11 protein-coding genes and 1 pseudogene are annotated in these 15,035 nt (G+C 74.5%); 6 read left to right on the top strand and 6 right to left on the bottom strand.

Annotated elements, in window-relative coordinates:
- Positions 1-97: 97 nt before the first annotated feature.
- The 3 genes from JHAT_RS09575 to rsmH are packed head-to-tail and all read right to left on the bottom strand — an operon-like array spanning position 98 to position 3,532.
- Complete coding sequence (locus JHAT_RS09575; RefSeq protein ID WP_077797644.1) at positions 98-2,065, bottom strand: penicillin-binding protein 2; 1,968 nt, start codon at positions 2,063-2,065, stop codon at positions 98-100.
- Positions 2,062-2,517, bottom strand: a complete 456-nt coding sequence (locus JHAT_RS09570) for a hypothetical protein (RefSeq protein WP_077797643.1) — start codon at positions 2,515-2,517, stop codon at positions 2,062-2,064. The genes JHAT_RS09575 and JHAT_RS09570 overlap by 4 nt, the downstream gene beginning before the upstream one ends.
- 58 nt (positions 2,518-2,575) lie before the next feature.
- Positions 2,576-3,532, bottom strand: coding sequence for a 16S rRNA (cytosine(1402)-N(4))-methyltransferase RsmH (rsmH, locus tag JHAT_RS09565; RefSeq protein WP_077797642.1), 957 nt, complete (start codon positions 3,530-3,532; stop codon positions 2,576-2,578).
- A 427-nt stretch (positions 3,533-3,959) separates the two neighbouring features.
- Here rsmH and JHAT_RS09560 point away from each other — a divergent pair, with 427 nt between their 5' ends.
- From JHAT_RS09560 to JHAT_RS09545, 4 genes are all read left to right on the top strand, one after another.
- Positions 3,960-4,508: a carbonic anhydrase gene (locus JHAT_RS09560; RefSeq protein WP_077797641.1), complete on the top strand. Its 549-nt coding sequence runs from the start codon at positions 3,960-3,962 to the stop codon at positions 4,506-4,508.
- A 271-nt stretch (positions 4,509-4,779) separates the two neighbouring features.
- A complete protein-coding gene (locus JHAT_RS09555; protein ID WP_375603557.1) occupies positions 4,780-5,850 on the top strand; it encodes an AAA family ATPase in 1,071 nt (356 codons plus the stop codon).
- Positions 5,850-7,217, top strand: coding sequence for a DUF58 domain-containing protein (locus JHAT_RS09550; RefSeq protein ID WP_171990819.1), 1,368 nt, complete (start codon positions 5,850-5,852; stop codon positions 7,215-7,217). The genes JHAT_RS09555 and JHAT_RS09550 overlap by 1 nt, the downstream gene beginning before the upstream one ends.
- A gap of 82 nt (positions 7,218-7,299) precedes the next feature.
- Positions 7,300-9,690, top strand: coding sequence for a DUF3488 and transglutaminase-like domain-containing protein (locus tag JHAT_RS09545; RefSeq protein ID WP_077797638.1), 2,391 nt, complete (start codon positions 7,300-7,302; stop codon positions 9,688-9,690).
- Positions 9,691-9,933: 243 nt separating this feature from the next.
- Here JHAT_RS09545 and JHAT_RS09540 read toward each other — a convergent pair whose 3' ends face one another.
- The 3 genes from JHAT_RS09540 to JHAT_RS09530 form a co-directional block, all read right to left on the bottom strand.
- Positions 9,934-10,335 (bottom strand): spore wall synthesis complex protein, encoded by a 402-nt coding sequence (locus JHAT_RS09540; protein ID WP_077797637.1) that lies wholly within the window; start codon positions 10,333-10,335, stop codon positions 9,934-9,936.
- 279 nt (positions 10,336-10,614) lie between these two features.
- Positions 10,615-11,442, bottom strand: a complete 828-nt coding sequence (locus JHAT_RS09535; protein ID WP_171990818.1) for a methyltransferase — start codon at positions 11,440-11,442, stop codon at positions 10,615-10,617.
- A 182-nt stretch (positions 11,443-11,624) separates the two neighbouring features.
- Positions 11,625-12,218 carry an SAV_6107 family HEPN domain-containing protein gene (locus JHAT_RS09530; RefSeq protein ID WP_077797636.1) on the bottom strand — a complete coding sequence of 198 codons (594 nt, stop codon included), beginning with the start codon at positions 12,216-12,218 and terminating at the stop codon, positions 11,625-11,627.
- A gap of 186 nt (positions 12,219-12,404) precedes the next feature.
- On the opposite strand from JHAT_RS09530, the gene JHAT_RS09525 reads away from it, so the two are divergent.
- Positions 12,405-13,034: a TetR/AcrR family transcriptional regulator gene (locus tag JHAT_RS09525; RefSeq protein WP_077797635.1), complete on the top strand. Its 630-nt coding sequence runs from the start codon at positions 12,405-12,407 to the stop codon at positions 13,032-13,034.
- Positions 13,035-13,518: 484 nt separating this feature from the next.
- A pseudogene (locus tag JHAT_RS09520) lies at positions 13,519-15,008 on the top strand (phytoene desaturase family protein).
- Positions 15,009-15,035 lie beyond the last annotated feature (27 nt).

Below are 15,035 nucleotides of genomic sequence, written 5' to 3'. Positions count from 1 at the left end.
GATCGTCGTCACGGATGGTTCCTGGTGGCTCGGTGCTGGCTCGGTGCTGGCTCGGTGCTGGCTCGGTGCGGGTTCGGTGCGGAGGTCTCTCGGCCGGTCAGGGCTTGAAGGCGACCGGAAGGTCGGCGGGGGCGGCCCCGGTCGGCGGGACCTGGAGGGTCTTCAGGGCGAACTCCATGACCTGCTTGTAGATGGGGCCGCAGATCTGGCCGCCGAAGTAGCTGCCCGCGGTGGCGTTCTGGATGGCGCAGTAGACGGTGACGCGGGGCTTGTCGGCGGGGGCGAACCCGGCGAACGACGAGGTGTAGCCGTGGTACTTGCCGGTGGCCGGATCCACCCGGTTGGCCGTGCCCGTCTTGCCCGCCACGCGGTAGCCGGGGATGCGCGCCTTGGTGCCGGTGCCCTCCTCGTCGTCGACGACGGACTCCAGCATCTGCGCGAGGGTCTTGGCGGTCTTCTCGCTGACCACGCGGGTCTTCTCGGGCTCGGGGGCCGGGGTGAAGCGCCCGTCCTCGCCCTTGGTGCCGCGGACGAGCGTGGGTTCGACGCGGACGCCGCCGTTGGCGATCGTCGAGTACACGGAGGCCGCCTGGAGCGCGGTCACGGAGACGCCCTGGCCGAAAGGGATCGTGTACTGCTGCGAGGTCGACCACTGGTCGGGCGGCGCGAGGATGCCCTTGGTCTCGCCGGGGAAGCCGAGCCCGCTGTACTCGCCGAGGCCGAACTTGCGCAGGTAGGAGTAGAGCACCTTGTTGGCCTCCTGCTGGGTCTTGCCCAGCTCGCCGGTGGCCATGATCGTGCCGATGTTGCTGGACTTGGCGAGCACGCCGTTGAGCGTGAGGTACCAGGTGGGGTGGTCGACGTCGTCCTTGAAGAGCCGGTCGCCGCGCTTGAGCCGGTTGGGGACGGTGATGCGGGTCGCCGGCGTGGCGACGTTCTCCTCCAGCACCGCCGCCATCGACAGCACCTTGGCGGTGGACCCGGGTTCGAAGGCGTCCTGGAGGGCCGCGTTGCCGAGCGCGTCGGGGTCGGCGTGGGCCAGGTCGCCCGGGTCGAAGCCGGGTGAGTTGGCCATGGCCAGGATCTCGCCGGTGCGGGTGTCCTGGACGATGACGTAGCCGCCGTCCGCCTGGGACTTCTTCACCTGTTCGCCGATGGCCTGCTGCGCGGCCCACTGGATGTCGCGGTCGATGGTGAGCTCGACGTCGCTGCCGGGCACGGCGCGCGTCTCCGAGGCGTCGGCGGTGGGCACCTGGTGCCCGCCGGACTGCACGTAGCGGATCTCGCCGTCCTTGCCGGCCAGCGTCTTGTCGAGCTGTCGTTCGAGGCCGCCGCCGCCCTTGCCGTCGGCGCTGACCCAGCCCAGGATGCCGGCGGCGAGGTCGCCGCCCGGGTACACGCGTTTGCTGCTCGGGTCGGCGAGGACGCCCGCGAGGACGTTGACGGCGGACTTGTCCGTCTCGGCCTTCTTGCCGAGCGCGGTCTTCAGGTCCTTGATCTGGTTCCAGACCTGCGGGGTCTGCCGCTGGGCGAGCCGGACGTACCGCAGCTTCCCGTTCGCCGGGCGGAGCCGGTCGACGAGTTCCTGCTGGTCCGTGCCGAGGATCGGCGCGAGGAGCGCCGCCGCCTGTTCGGGGCCGTCGTCGATCTTCAGCGCCTCGCGGGTGAACATCGTGGGGTCGGCCGTGATGTCGTAGGCGTCCACGGTGGTCGCGAGGGCCACGCCGTTGCGGTCGGTGATGCCACCGCGGTCGGCGGTCAGGGTGTGCACGACGTAGCGGTTCTGCTCGGCCTTGGCGGCGTAGGTGCCGGCGTCGACGGCCTGCACCTGGAGCAGCCGTACGACGAAGGCGGCCAGGACGAGGGTCAGCGCGAGGCCGATCATGCGCAGCCGGGGCCGGGGACTGCCCAGCCGGATGGTGCGGGGTGCGCCGGGCCGGGGCGGGCCGGGCCGGCGGGCCGGGCGGGCGCCGGGTCCGGGCTGCCGCCGGCCACCGGGGCCGACGGGCCTCGCGGGTCCGGGCACACGGCGGCGCGGCGGTTGCCTGTCGGACACTTCCGTCACCTGCCGGAGGTCGGGGTCGGGGTGGCTGTGGCGGACAGCTCGACCAGTGCTTCCGGGGCGAGGACGAGCGGAAGGGCGGTGGCCGCCGCCGGGCTGGGCGAACCCTTGACGGTGCCGTCGGGGGCGAGGAAGACCGGGTTTCCGCCGGGCACCATGCCGAGTTCGCGGGCACGGTACTGGAGTGCCCGGGGAGCGGAGTAGGTGTTGATGTCCCGCTGCAGCGCCTGTTCCTCGTCGGTGAGGCTCTTCGTCTCCTGCTCGAGGTCGTCCAGCTGGAACGAGCCCTCGCTCAGGGCGGAGTTCAGGACGAGCAGCCCGATGAGCCCGCCGCCCAGCAGGAGGACGACGAGGAGGACGAAGGGCGCCCGGGCGGCCCTGCCGCGTGCGCTGCCGGGCGGGAGGAGCCGGGCGAGCCGGGCAGCCCTCCCCTTCAGCCGGGGTTTCCCGCTCACTCGCCCTCCCCTCGGCCCGGGTGGCACACCCGCACCCGCCTGGCCTGCCTCACTCGCTTCACCCGATGGACTCCCTGATGCGTTCGGCTCCGCGCAGCCGTGCCGGTGCCGCCCGCCGGTTCTCGGCGATCTCCTCCTCGGTGGGAAGTTCGGCACCGCGCGTGAGCAGCTTGAGCCGCGGCTGGTAACGCTCGGGGACGACGGGCAGCCCGGGCGGCGCGGTGCTGGCGGCACCGGCCGCGAACACCTGCTTGACCAGCCGGTCCTCCAGGGAGTGGTACGACAGCACGGCGATCCGCCCGCCCACGGCGAGCGCCTCGACGGCGGCCGGGATCGCCCGTTCCAGCACGGACAGCTCTCCGTTGACCTCGATGCGCAGGGCCTGGAAGGTGCGCTTGGCCGGGTTGCCGCCGGTGCGCTTGGCCGCCTGCGGCAGCGCGGCGCGGATCAGTTCCACCAGCCGGGCGCTGTTGTCGAACGGCTCCTTCTCGCGCTCCCGCACGATCGCGGAGACGATCCGCTTCGCCTGCTTCTCCTCGCCGTAGGCCCGCAGGATGCGGACGAGTTCGCCCGGCGGGTAGGTGTTGAGGACCTCGGCGGCGCTCATGCCGGTCGTCTGGTCCATGCGCATGTCGAGCGGGGCGTCCTGGGCGTAGGCGAAGCCGCGGTCGGCCTCGTCGAGCTGCATGGAGGAGACGCCGAGGTCGAACAGCACGCCCTGGACGCGCGGGACGCCGAGCCGGTCGAGGACGTCGGGCAGCTCGTCGTAGACGGCGTGGACGAGGGTGGCGCGCCCCCCGTACGGGGCGAGCCGCTCGCCGGACAGGCGCAGGGCCTCCTTGTCCCGGTCGAGGGCGACGAGGCGGGCCTCGGGGAAACGGTCGAGCAGCGCCTGGCTGTGCCCGCCGAGTCCGAGCGTGCAGTCCACCACCACGGCTCCCGGCTCCTGGAGGGCGGGTGCCAGCAGGTCCAGGCACCGCTGGAGCATCACCGGGACGTGTCGACTCTGGCTCAACTGGGACGGCCTCTCGGGTCCGGCACGGCGTCACGCACCGCCGGGTCCCCTCCCGCCCACGTCCGAAGGGGAGGCCTGCCGGCGCCGAAAGCGTCGGCCGGCCGGGAGCGGGAGGAGGCCGAGCCGTACGTACGCGCCGCGCACGTGGGGAGATCTGGTGGGACATCGCCCAGGTCTCCGGGGTGTTCAGTCCAGCAGGGAGAGCTTGGCCTCCCGCTTCGCGTCACTTTAGTCCACCCTGTCGCCCGGTCAATCAACCGGCCTGCGCGTCGCGGACACCGGAGTCCGCAAACCGGTGCGCCGGGGCTTTTCACCCGTACGGGCGCACTCTCACGCGCTGTGGAGTGGCTCACAACAAGCCGTGATGGTGTTCTTTGTCCCCCTTCACAGCGGGCTCCGGGCGCCGGTGACCAGTAACGTCGCAGTCATGACGACTTCCGCATCGGTTCCCGCAGACTCAGAATCCGCCATAGTCGGCGACAGCAGCGTCACCGACCGGCTCGTCGAGGCGAACGCGCGCTATGCCGCGGCGTTCACCGATCCCGGGATGGACGCCCGCCCGGTCCAGCGCGTCGCGGTCGTGGCCTGCATGGACGCACGGCTCGACCTGCACGCCGCGCTCGGCCTCAACCTCGGTGACTGTCACACCATCCGCAACGCGGGCGGTGTCGTCACCGACGACGTGATCCGCTCCCTCACCATCAGCCAGCGGGCGCTGGGCACCCGCAGCGTGGTCCTCATCCACCACACCGGCTGCGGCATGGAGACCATCACCGAGGAGTTCCGGCACGACCTGGAGCTGGAGGTCGGTCAGCGCCCCGCGTGGGCGGTGGAGTCCTTCCGGGACGTCGAGCAGGACGTCCGCCAGTCGATCGAGCGGGTGCGCACCTCACCGTTCCTGCTGCACACCGAGGACGTGCGCGGTTTTGTCTTCGACGTGAGGACGGGCCGGCTGAACGAGGTCACGCCCGCCTGATCGTCACCGTCCCGGCCGCCCCGCACCGGCGGTCCCCGCCGCGCAAGACCCGCAAAGGCCGCAAGGCGCGACATATCGCGGTCAGTTGTCCACAGGCGAGTGACACGAATCGGTAACGGCGGCAAGAATGCGGGAAAGTGATGTCGCGCGGAACTGTTTCCGCGCGGCGTCCGTGATGCGGGGCGGGCCGGCCGGCCGTACGGGGCCGGTCCGGAATGCTGGGGTACCCCGGGCTTCCGAGGAAGCCCGGGGCAAGGCCGAGGAGGGCCGGGTGACGACCTATGACGATCGTGCGAGCCATGGGGGTCCCCCCACCGGAGTAGGTCCGAGGGTGGGGGACGATCTGACCGCCGTGGTCGAGCGGGTGCGCGCTTCGGTGGAAGGCGTGATCGAGGGCAAGCCCGAGGTCGTACGGCTCTCGCTGACCGTGCTGCTCGCCGAGGGCCATCTGCTGATCGAGGACGTCCCGGGAGTCGGCAAGACCATGCTGGCCAAGGCACTGGCGCGGTCGATCGACTGCTCCGTGCGACGGATCCAGTTCACGCCGGACCTGCTGCCCTCGGACATCACCGGGGTGTCCATCTGGGACCAGCAGCGCCGGGACTTCGAGTTCAAGCCGGGCGCGATCTTCGCCCAGGTGGTGATCGGCGACGAGATCAACCGCGCCTCGCCGAAGACGCAGTCCGCGCTGCTGGAGTCGATGGAGGAGCGCCAGGTCACCATCGACGGCCAGACCTACGAGCTGCCCAGCCCCTTCATGGTGGTGGCGACGCAGAACCCGGTCGAGATGGAGGGCACCTACCCGCTGCCCGAGGCCCAGCGGGACCGCTTCATGGCCCGCGTCTCCATCGGTTACCCCAGCCCGGACGCCGAGCTGCAGATGCTGGACGTGCACGGCGGGGTGAACCCGCTGGACGACCTCCAGCCGGTGGCGCACGCGCACGAGATCCTGAAGCTGATCGAGGCGGTCCGCGGCGTCCACGTCGCGGACCCGGTCCGGCGGTACGCGGTGGACCTGGTCGCCGCCACGCGGACCCACCCGGAGCTGAGACTCGGCGCCTCGCCGCGCGCGACGCTGCACCTGCTGCGCGCGGCGAAGGCGTCCGCAGCCCTGAGCGGCCGGGAGTACGCGCTGCCGGACGACGTGCAGGCCCTCGCCGTCGCCGTGCTGGCACACCGTCTGCTGCCCACCGCCCAGGCCCAGCTCAACCGCCGTACCGCCGAGCAGGTCGTCCAGGAGATCCTGCAGCGCACCCCGGTGCCCGCGGCGTCCCCGCAGCAGACCGGCTACGGCACGGGCCGGGGCGAGCCGGCGTACGGCCGGCAGCCGCGGAGGCTGTGATGGACGCCGGGGGGACGGGGCGGGCGGGGGGCGGCCGCGGCGGGGAGGCCGGTGGTGTCCGCACCGCCCTGGCGGGCCTGACCACCCGCGGACGTTCCTTCCTGGCCGCCGGCATCGCCGCCGCGATCTGCGCCTTCGTTCTCGGGCAGAGCGACCTGCTGCGGGTCGGGCTGCTGCTGGGCGTGCTGCCGCTGGTGTGCGCGACGGTGCTGTACCGCACGCGCTACCGGGTCGCGGGCAGCCGCCGTCTCTCCCCCGCACGGGTGCCCGCGGGCACCGAGGCGCGGGTCCACCTGCGCCTCGACAACGTCTCGCGGCTGCCCACCGGTCTGCTGATGCTCCAGGACCGGGTGCCCTACGTGCTCGGGCCGCGCCCCCGCTTCGTGCTCGACCGGGTGGAGCCGGGCGGCCGCCGGGAGGTGTCCTACCGGGTCCGCTCCGACCTGCGCGGCCGCTATCCGCTGGGCCCGCTCCAGCTGCGGCTGACCGACCCGTTCGGCATGTGCGAGCTGACCCGGTCCTTCTCCACGTACGACGACCTGACCGTGACCCCGCGCGTGGAGCCGCTGCCGCCGGTACGGCTGGGCGGCGAGGCGAAGGGGTACGGCGACGGACGGCAGCGCTCGCTGGCACTGGCGGGCGAGGACGACGTGATTCCCCGCGGGTACCGCCACGGCGACGACCTGCGCCGCGTGCACTGGCGCTCCACCGCGCGCCACGGGGAGCTGATGGTGCGCCGCGAGGAGCAGCCGCAGCGGGCCCGGTGCACGGTGTTCCTGGACACCCGGGGTGCGGCCTTCGAGGGCGCGGGCCCCGACTCGGCCTTCGAGTGGGCCGTGTCGGGCGCGGCGTCGGTGCTGGTGCACATGCTGGAGCGGGGGTACTCCGTCCGGCTGCTCACCGACACCGGGCACTCGGTGCCCGGTGAGGGCGCCGACGGGTTCGCGGGCGTGAGCCAGGGGACGGCCGAGGCGGCCGGACTGATGATGGACACCCTCGCCGTGATCGACCACTCCGACGGCACGGACCTGTCCCGGGGCTACGACGTGCTGCGCGGCGGGAACGAGGGGCTGCTGGTGGCGTTCTTCGGTGATCTGGACGAGGAGCAGGCCGCCGTGGCCGCCCGGATGCGGCAGCGCAGCGGCGGCGCGATCGCCTTCGTGCTGGACGGCGGGACGTGGCGGCGGGGGGCGTCCGGCGTGCCCGGCCCGTCGGACGGGAGCGGGGAACGGCTGCGGATGCTGCGCGAGGCGGGCTGGAGCGCCGTGGGCGTGCCGCGGGGCGCCGGCCTGGAGGAACTGTGGCGGCTGGCGGACCGGGAGCGCACGGGGCTCGCGGCGGCGGGCGGCGGGGAGGGCCCACGATGAGCGGACGGACACGGCCGACGCCGTGCGCCCCGGACCACCGGCCCGGCGGTCCCGCGGCGGCGCGTCGGGAAGAGGGGGCGCAGTGAGCGGGCGGGCGCGGCTGGCGCTGTGGGCCTGGGCGGCCACGCTGCTGGCGGCGTGCGCGCTGCTGCCCCTGGTCGACCCGTTCTTCTGGATCGTCGAGGCGGCGGTCCTGCTGGCGGTCCAGTCGGGGGTGGGCGCGGCGGCCCGCCGGGTGCCGCTGGCCCGGCCGCTGACGATCGCCGCACAGGCCGTGGTCGGGCTGATGCTGCTGACCCTGGACTTCGCCCGTCACCAGGCCCTCGCCGGGTTGATACCCGGCCCGGAGGCCTTCCGGTACTTCGCCGAGCTGCTGCGGCAGGGCGGCGACGACATCGCGCGGTACGCGGTCCCCGCGCCGCTCGAGTCCGACGGCATCCGTCTGATGCTGGTCGGCGGCGTACTGGTGATCGGCCTGCTGGTGGACGCCCTCGCCGTGACCTTCCGCAGCGCGGCCCCGGCCGGTCTGCCGTTGCTGGCCCTGTACTCGGTGGCCGCGGGGCTGTCCGACGGCGGCGCCGACTGGTTGTGGTTCCTGGCAGCGGCGACCGGTTACCTGATGCTGCTGCTGGCCGAGGGCCGCGAGCGGCTCTCGCAGTGGGGCCGGGTCTTCGGCGGCGCACCGCGCCTTCCGGGCGGCGGCCGCGGCGGGCAGGCGGCCCCGGTCCGTACCGGGCGCCGCATCGGCGCGCTGGCGCTGGGCGTGGCCCTCGCGGTGCCGCTCGCGCTGCCCGCGATGGACGGCGGGCTGCTCGACGGCACCGGTACGGGCGTCGGCTCCGGGACCGGGGGCGGCGGCACGATCTCCGCGGTGAACCCGCTGGTCTCCCTGCGCGACAGCCTCAACGTCGACGAGGACCGCCAGGTCCTGTCCGTCAGGACCGACTCGGACGCCCTGTCCGACCTGTACCTGCGGATCGTGTCCCTGGACGACTTCGACGGCAGCACCTGGAAGCCGTCCAAGCGGCGCGTCACGGCCGTTCCGGAGGGCCTGTTCCCCACCCCGGCCGGCCTCGGCCCCGACGTCGAGCGGGTGCAGACCGAGACCACGGTCTCGGCCGCCGACTGGTACGCCCAGGACTGGCTGCCGATGCCGTACCCGCCGAGCGGCGTCCGGATCGACGGCAACTGGCGCTACGAGCCCGTCGGCATGACGCTGGTCGGCGACCACGGCCAGAACACGCGCGGGCTGACGTACGAGGTGCGGAGCCTGGACGTGCGGCCGACGGCGGAACAGCTCGCCGCGGCACCGCGGCCGCCGGCGGGCCTGAGGCAGGAGTACACCGAGCTGCCGGACTCGCTGCCGCCGGTGGTGGCCCAGACCGCCCGGGAGGTGACCGAGGGGACGTCGAACGCCTATGAACAGGCGGTCGCGCTCCAGGAGTACTTCGCGGTCACCGGCGGTTTCGAGTACGACACCGAGGTGCAGGTCGGCAGCGGTTCGCAGGCGATCGCCCGCTTCCTGGAGGATCGGCAGGGCTTCTGCGTCCACTTCTCCTTCGCCATGGCGGCGATGGCCCGTTCCCTGGGCATACCGGCGCGGGTCGCGGTCGGGTTCGCGCCGGGTTCCCCGCAGGCGGACGGTTCGGTGTCGGTGACGCTGCGGGACGCGCACGCCTGGCCCGAGCTGTACTTCGAGGGCGTGGGCTGGACCCGGTTCGAGCCCACGCCGACCCGGGGCTCGGTCCCCTCCTACACGGTGGAGAACACGCCGGGCAACACGGTGCCCGACCCCGCGCTGCCCTCCCGGAACACGGCGTCGGAGCCGCCGGTGGCGCCCTCGGCGAGCGAGAGCTGCTCGGCCCGGCTGAAGAAGCTGGAGGCCTGCCCGAGCGAGTCGGCGGCGGCGGTGGCGGTCACGGGCGGCGGCGGACCGGCGTGGTACGCGGTCCTGGGCTGGTCGCTGGGCGGCCTCGCGGTCCTGGTGCTCCCGCTGGCGCCGATGCTCTGGCGGCTGCGGATCCGGGCGCTCCGGCTGGGGGCGCACGGGCGTGGCGAGGCGGACGCGGCGCCGCACGTCCTGGCGGTCTGGGAGGAGCTGTCCGACACGGCGTGGGACTTCGGCATCCCGCCCGAGGAGTCGCGGACGCCGCGCAGGGCGGCGGACCGGATCGTCCGGCTCGGGCAGCTCGACGCGGCCGCGGCGGCCTCGGTGCACCGGGTGGCGGACGCCGTGGAACAGGTTCTCTACGCCCCTCGGCCTCGCCCGGCCGCGGGTCTCGCGGAGGACGTGCGCCGCGCGCGTACGGGGCTGCGTGCCGCGGTCGGCCGTGGCACGGCACTGCGCGCGCGGTTCGCCCCGCGTTCCACCGTCCGGGTGGTGTGGGCGGCGTCGGACCGGTGGGCGGCGCTCCGGCGGCGGGTCGCGGCGGCCCGGCCGGCTCTGCGGAAGGCGTCGGGGCAGCAGGGCTGACGCCCATCGGCACCGGGGGCACCGGGCCCGGCCGTTCACGCGGCGGGCCCGGTGCCGATGACGGGTTCGCCGGGGATCCGGCGGCCGATGACCGGTGGTCGGTGGCCGATAGCCGATGGCCGATGGCGGGTCTCGCGAAGGGGTGCGCCGGGGTGCGTGGGAGATGCACGGACACGTGTGAGGGGGTGACCACCGATCGGTGGTCACCCCCTCACACGGACTGTCGCGGTGGGCGGCGGGCGGCTACTGGCCGCCCTGCTGTTCGTCCCGGCGTCGCTGCCAGCGCTCCTCGATGCGGTCCATCATGGAGCGCCTTTGCCGCACCTGGCGGCGTGCCTGTGGTCCGGCCCCCGCGGCGGGCTGTTCGCCGGGCTTGGGAGCCTTGCGCCAGCCGGTCACGGCGAGGACCGCGCAGCCCAGCATGACGAGGAAACCCACCACGCTGAGCCAGACCTGCTTGGCGACCATACCGGCCATGAGGAGCGCAATTCCCACGAGGAAGCCCGCGACCGCCTGGTAGACCCGCCGCCGGGTGTACGTACGCAGCCCGCTTCCCTCGAGCGCCGACGCGAACTTGGGATCTTCGGCGTACAGCGCTCGCTCCATCTGCTCGAGCATGCGCTGCTCGTGCTCCGAGAGCGGCACGGAGTCCTCCTCATCGTGCAGTCGCCGGGGCGACCCGGGGGGTCCCTTCAGGATAGGCAGGGAATCGCCCCCGTGAAACCCGCCCCTCTACGCCAATTGGCCAACCGGATTCCGTCATGGCCGCGCCGGCTCGCTGAAGTTCCCTTTCCCCAGCGGCCGGCCCGTCATGCCGGGCGGTCTCCCCCGATCATACGGCGCCGAGCCCCCGTTCGGGGGGCCTGTGGCGTACTCCATCTGCCGCCGCGGCCCTGATCAGGGGGCTGTCTCAGGAGTCGGCACTCAGGCCTCTCCGGTCCCCCGGGTCTCACCGAGCACATGGAGTTGCGTGGCCACGGAGTGGAAGGCGGCGAGCTCGGCCGCTGCGGCCTCCAGCTTGAGCAGCGCGTCCAGGGCGCCGGGCTCGGTGTCCACGAGCGCGCCGGGGACGAGATCGGCGAAGACCCGCACGCCGTGCACGGCGCCGACCCGGAGTCCCGCGTCCTCGACCAGACCGGTGAGCTGCTCCGCGGTGAACCGGCGGGGCATCGGGTCCCCCGTGCCCCAGCGGCCGTCCGGGTCGTCGAGCGCCTGCCGGGCCTCCGTGAAGTGACCGGCGAGGGCCCGCGCGAGCACGGCGCCGCCGAGGCCGGCGGCGAGCAGGCTGAGGACGCCCTCGGCGCGCAGGGCGGCCACCGCGTTGCGGACGCCCTCCGCGGGGTCGTCCACGTATTCCAGGACGCCGTGGCACAGCACCACGTCGTGGCCGCCGCGCTCGACGACGTCGAAGAGGCCGTGGACGTCGCCCTGGACGCCCCGGACCCGGTCGGCGACGTCGGCCTCGGCGGCCCGGCGCTCCAGGGCGAAGAGCGCGTTGGGGCTGGGGTCGACGACGGTGACGCGGTGCCCGAGCCGGGCCAGGGGCACCGCGAAGTTGCCGCTGCCGCCCCCGGTGTCCAGGACGTCCAGCGTCTGGCGGCCCGTGGCCTTGACCCGGCGGTCGAGGGCGTCCTGGAGAACCTCCCACACCACGGCGGTGCGCAGGGCGGCGCGGGACCGGGAGGGGTCGGAGCGCAGCGACTCCGCCTGGTGGCGGTGGGGGGAGGCGGGCGGGCGCATCGGGTCCGACACGGCAGTTGACTCCTCGGCGCGGCACCGCCTCTGGCAGGGGCGGAGCGAACGGGCTGCCTCCCCGGCCCGGGTGCGGGAAGGGGCAGGCTTCAGGCGTCTCCCACCCTATTGCCTCCGGTGCGCCGGCCGGTCACTCCGGGTGCCGCCGCCCGCCGTCGGCGGACCCGGGGTGACCGGCGCGTTCATCCCGCGTCGGACAGTTCGCGCCCCGCTCCGTCCGGCTCCGGGTCCGGACGCTCCGGGCCCGGCCGGCCCGGGTCCTGCGCGTCGGGGCGGGGCCGGGGCAGGACCGGCTGCAGGGCGAGCATGCGTTCCACGATGCGCAGGAACATCGCCACGTCGCGTATCAGGTCGTCGGCGTCCCGGTTGCCGGCCGCTCCCCGGATGCCGGCCTCGGCGCGGGCGCGGCGCCGGGCTCCCGAGGCGAACAGCGCGCTCCAGTCGGTGAGCTCGGGCGCGATCTCGGGCAGGACGTCCCAGGCGCTGCGGATGCGGGCCCGGGCCCGCGGGGTGGTCTCGGGCCGGCCGCGCGCGGCGAGCACGGCGGCGGCGGTGCGCAGGGCGGCGAGGTGGGCCGTCGCGTACCTCTCGTTCGGCGTTTCGAGGGCGGTGGCCTCCTCCAGTCCGGCGCGGGCCTGGGCGAGGAGGTCGAGGGCGGCGGGCGGGGCGGAGGCCCGGCGGAGCACGGGGTGCACGTCGCTCGCGGGGCCGTTCAGTGAGGGGGCAGGGCCGGTTGCGCGGGGCCGCCGGGCGGCGGCTGCGGACGAGTGGGCCATGACGATCCTCCTGTCGTCTCCGTGACGGCACGCACTGTGACGAGGTGCCGTATGTGCCCATCGTGCGGTATGCCACTGACAATCCGTTCTGACCTGGTCTTTCGATGCGCTCGCGTGTTCGGGTTCCGGCGCATCGCCGAGCCCCGCGGTGACGGCCCCGGGCGGGGTGCTGTGAGAATCGGGACCATGGAAAGCAGCAGCACCACCTCGCGGGGCGGCAGCCGGCGCGAGGCCACCCGGCAGAAGCTCTACGAGGCGGCCGTCACCCTCATCGCCGAACAGGGTTTCTCCGCCACCACCGTGGAAGAGATCGCCGAGCGCGCCGGTGTCGCGAAGGGCACGGTCTACTACAACTTCGCCAGCAAGTCCGTCCTCTTCGAGGAGCTGCTGCGGCACGGTGTCGGGCTTCTGACGGCTTCGCTGCGGGAGGCGGCGGAGCGGACGGAGCGGGAGGGCCGGGGCCGGGTGGACGCCCTGGACGCGATGATCCGCGCGGGGCTGGTCTTCATCGACCGCTACCCCGCCTTCACCCAGCTGTACGTGGCCGAGCTGTGGCGGACCAACCGGGCCTGGCAGTCCACGCTGCTGGTGGTCCGGCAGCAGGCCGTGGCGGTGGTGGAGGGCGTGCTGCGCGACGGGGTGGAGAGCGGTGAGTTCAGCGAGGAGATCGACGTGCCGCTGACCGCCGCCGCGCTGGTCGGCATGGTCCTGGTGGCCGCGCTGGACTGGAAGTCGTTCCAGCCGGAGCGGTCCCTGGACGACGTGCACGCGGCCCTGTCCCGGCTGCTCCAGGGGCGGGTGAGCGGCCGCCCCTGAGGCGCGTCCCGGACACGAAGGACGCCGGTCCGACGGTGGCCGCGTCCCCCGCGGGCCGCCGTCGGGCCGGCGCCTTCTCCTGCTCCCCCGTGCGTCCCCCGTGGACCCCCGTTCTCGGTCGCCCCCGGATTCCCCCGTGCCTCGCTCCCGCCGGCCGCGGCCGGCGGAAGGAGCGGATCGCGGGCCCGGCTCCGTTCCGGCGCCCCGTGCCGCCGGTGCCGGAGCCGTGCCCGTCTCCGTGCCCCCACTCTCTCGTCACCACCGGTCGGGCCCCATCCGCGTGCGTACTCATCTCCTCGGCTAGGTACGGGTACTCAGTCCTGCGCACCGGGGCCCACCGGGGCGCGGCACCGACCGGTCACCGCCACGCCCGTCGGAGTGCTCGGCGGGCCCGCCGCGGCACGGCCGGCGTGCGCCGCGGCCGCCCGGGTCCCCCGCGGCCCCTCGGACCGGGCTGTCACAGGCGGCGGATAAAGTCCCTGGCATGGCACGGATTGCGGTGATCGGCGCCGGGATGGGCGCGATGGCGGCCGCCGCCCGGCTGGCCGTCGCGGGCCACCGGGTGGCGGTGTACGAGCGGACGGGGACGTACGGCGGGGCGGTGCGCCGCTTCGAGCGGGACGGCTTCTCCTTCGACACCGGCCCCGGGCTGCTGCCCCTGCCCGCGGTCTGGCGCGATCTGTTCGTCAAGACCGGCAAGGAGCCGCTGGAGTCCTGCGTCGAGCTGGTCCAGGTCGATCCCTCGTCCCGGCACCTGTTCGCGGACGGCACGGAGGTCTCCCTGCCGAACGCCTCGCGGGCGGGCGTGGTCGACGCCCTGGACGAGGCGCTCGGCCCGCCCGCCGGGCAGCGCTGGGGTGATCTGCTGGTGCGGGCCCGGGAGGCCTGGGACCGCACCCGCCGGCCGCTGCTCGAGGAACCCCTGTGGCCCGACTGGCGGGTGCTGGCCGAGCGCGAGCCCTACCCCGCGGTCCCCCACAAGCGGCTGCTGCGCACCCGCCGGGCCGGCACGCTCGCCGAGGTCGCCGCCTGGGAGCTGCGGGACGCCCGGCTCACCGCCCTGCTGGAGGGTTGCGCGCTCGCGTACGGCCTCGATCCACGGAGCGTCCCGGCGAACGCGGCCGTGCTGCCGTACATGGAGCACGCCTTCGGCATGTGGTACGTGCGCGGTGGCCTGCGGGAGCTGGCGCGGGCGGTGTACGAGCGGTGCCGGGAGCGCCGGGTCGAGTTCCGCTTCGACACCGAGGTCACGGGGATCGTCGAGAAGGACGGCCGGGTGGCGGGCGTGAGCTGGCCGGTGGTGAGGTGGCCGAGGCCGAGTACGTGGTCGCCGGTGTGGCGCCCGGCGTGCTGGACCGCCTCGCCGGGGACACGGTGGTGCGCGGTGCGGACGGGGTTCCGCCGCAGCGCGGGGCGGCGAGCCGGCTCACGGTGCTGCTGGCGCTGCGGGGCGGCCGTCCCGGGGGCACGGCGCACCGGACGGTGGTGCACGCCCGGGACCGCGCGGGCGAGCTGGACCACCTGTTCGGTGCCGCGCCCGGCGCGCCCGCGGATCCGACCGTGACGATCCTGCGGCCCGACGACCCGGGGCTGGTCCCCGACTCGGACCACGAGGCGGTCACCCTCACCTCGGTGGTGCCCGCGGGCGCCGACGCGAAGGACCGGGCCGAGCGTCTCGTCGCCGTCGCCGAGCGGGCCGTGCCGGGGCTGCGCGACCGTCTCCTGTGGCAGGAGGTGCGCACCCCGGCCGACATCGCGGCGGAGACCGGGGCGGCGGGCGGCGCGGTTCCGGCTCCGGCGCTGGCGGCGGCGGGCGGACGGCTGCTGCACGCGTCCAACAGCACGCGCCTCACGGGGCTGTTCACGGCGGGCGGCTGGTCGCACCCCGGCGGCGGGCTGCCGCACGCGGGCATGTCGGGCGCGCTGGTCGCCGGACTCGTCGTGGAGGGACCGGGCTTCCGGGGCTCGCAGTGACCGGCGGGCCCGTCACCGGGCCCGGGT

The sequence above is a fragment of the Streptomyces sp. JHA26 genome (genome assembly GCF_002005565.1).
Lineage (GTDB): Bacteria > Actinomycetota > Actinomycetes > Streptomycetales > Streptomycetaceae > Streptomyces.
The sequence above is the reverse complement of the archived record's forward strand: the minus strand, read 5'-3'. Positions and strand labels throughout refer to the sequence as shown.

Bases quoted from the DNA above. Each gene is read 5' to 3' on its own strand.
- JHAT_RS09525 (WP_077797635.1), top strand. From the start codon at position 12,405: ATGGAAAGCAGCAGCACCACCTCGCGGGGCGGCAGCCGGCGCGAGGCC.
- JHAT_RS09530 (WP_077797636.1), bottom strand. From the start codon at position 12,218: ATGGCCCACTCGTCCGCAGCCGCCGCCCGGCGGCCCCGCGCAACCGGC.
- JHAT_RS09560 (WP_077797641.1), top strand. From the start codon at position 3,960: ATGACGACTTCCGCATCGGTTCCCGCAGACTCAGAATCCGCCATAGTC.
- JHAT_RS09550 (WP_171990819.1), top strand. From the start codon at position 5,850: ATGGACGCCGGGGGGACGGGGCGGGCGGGGGGCGGCCGCGGCGGGGAG.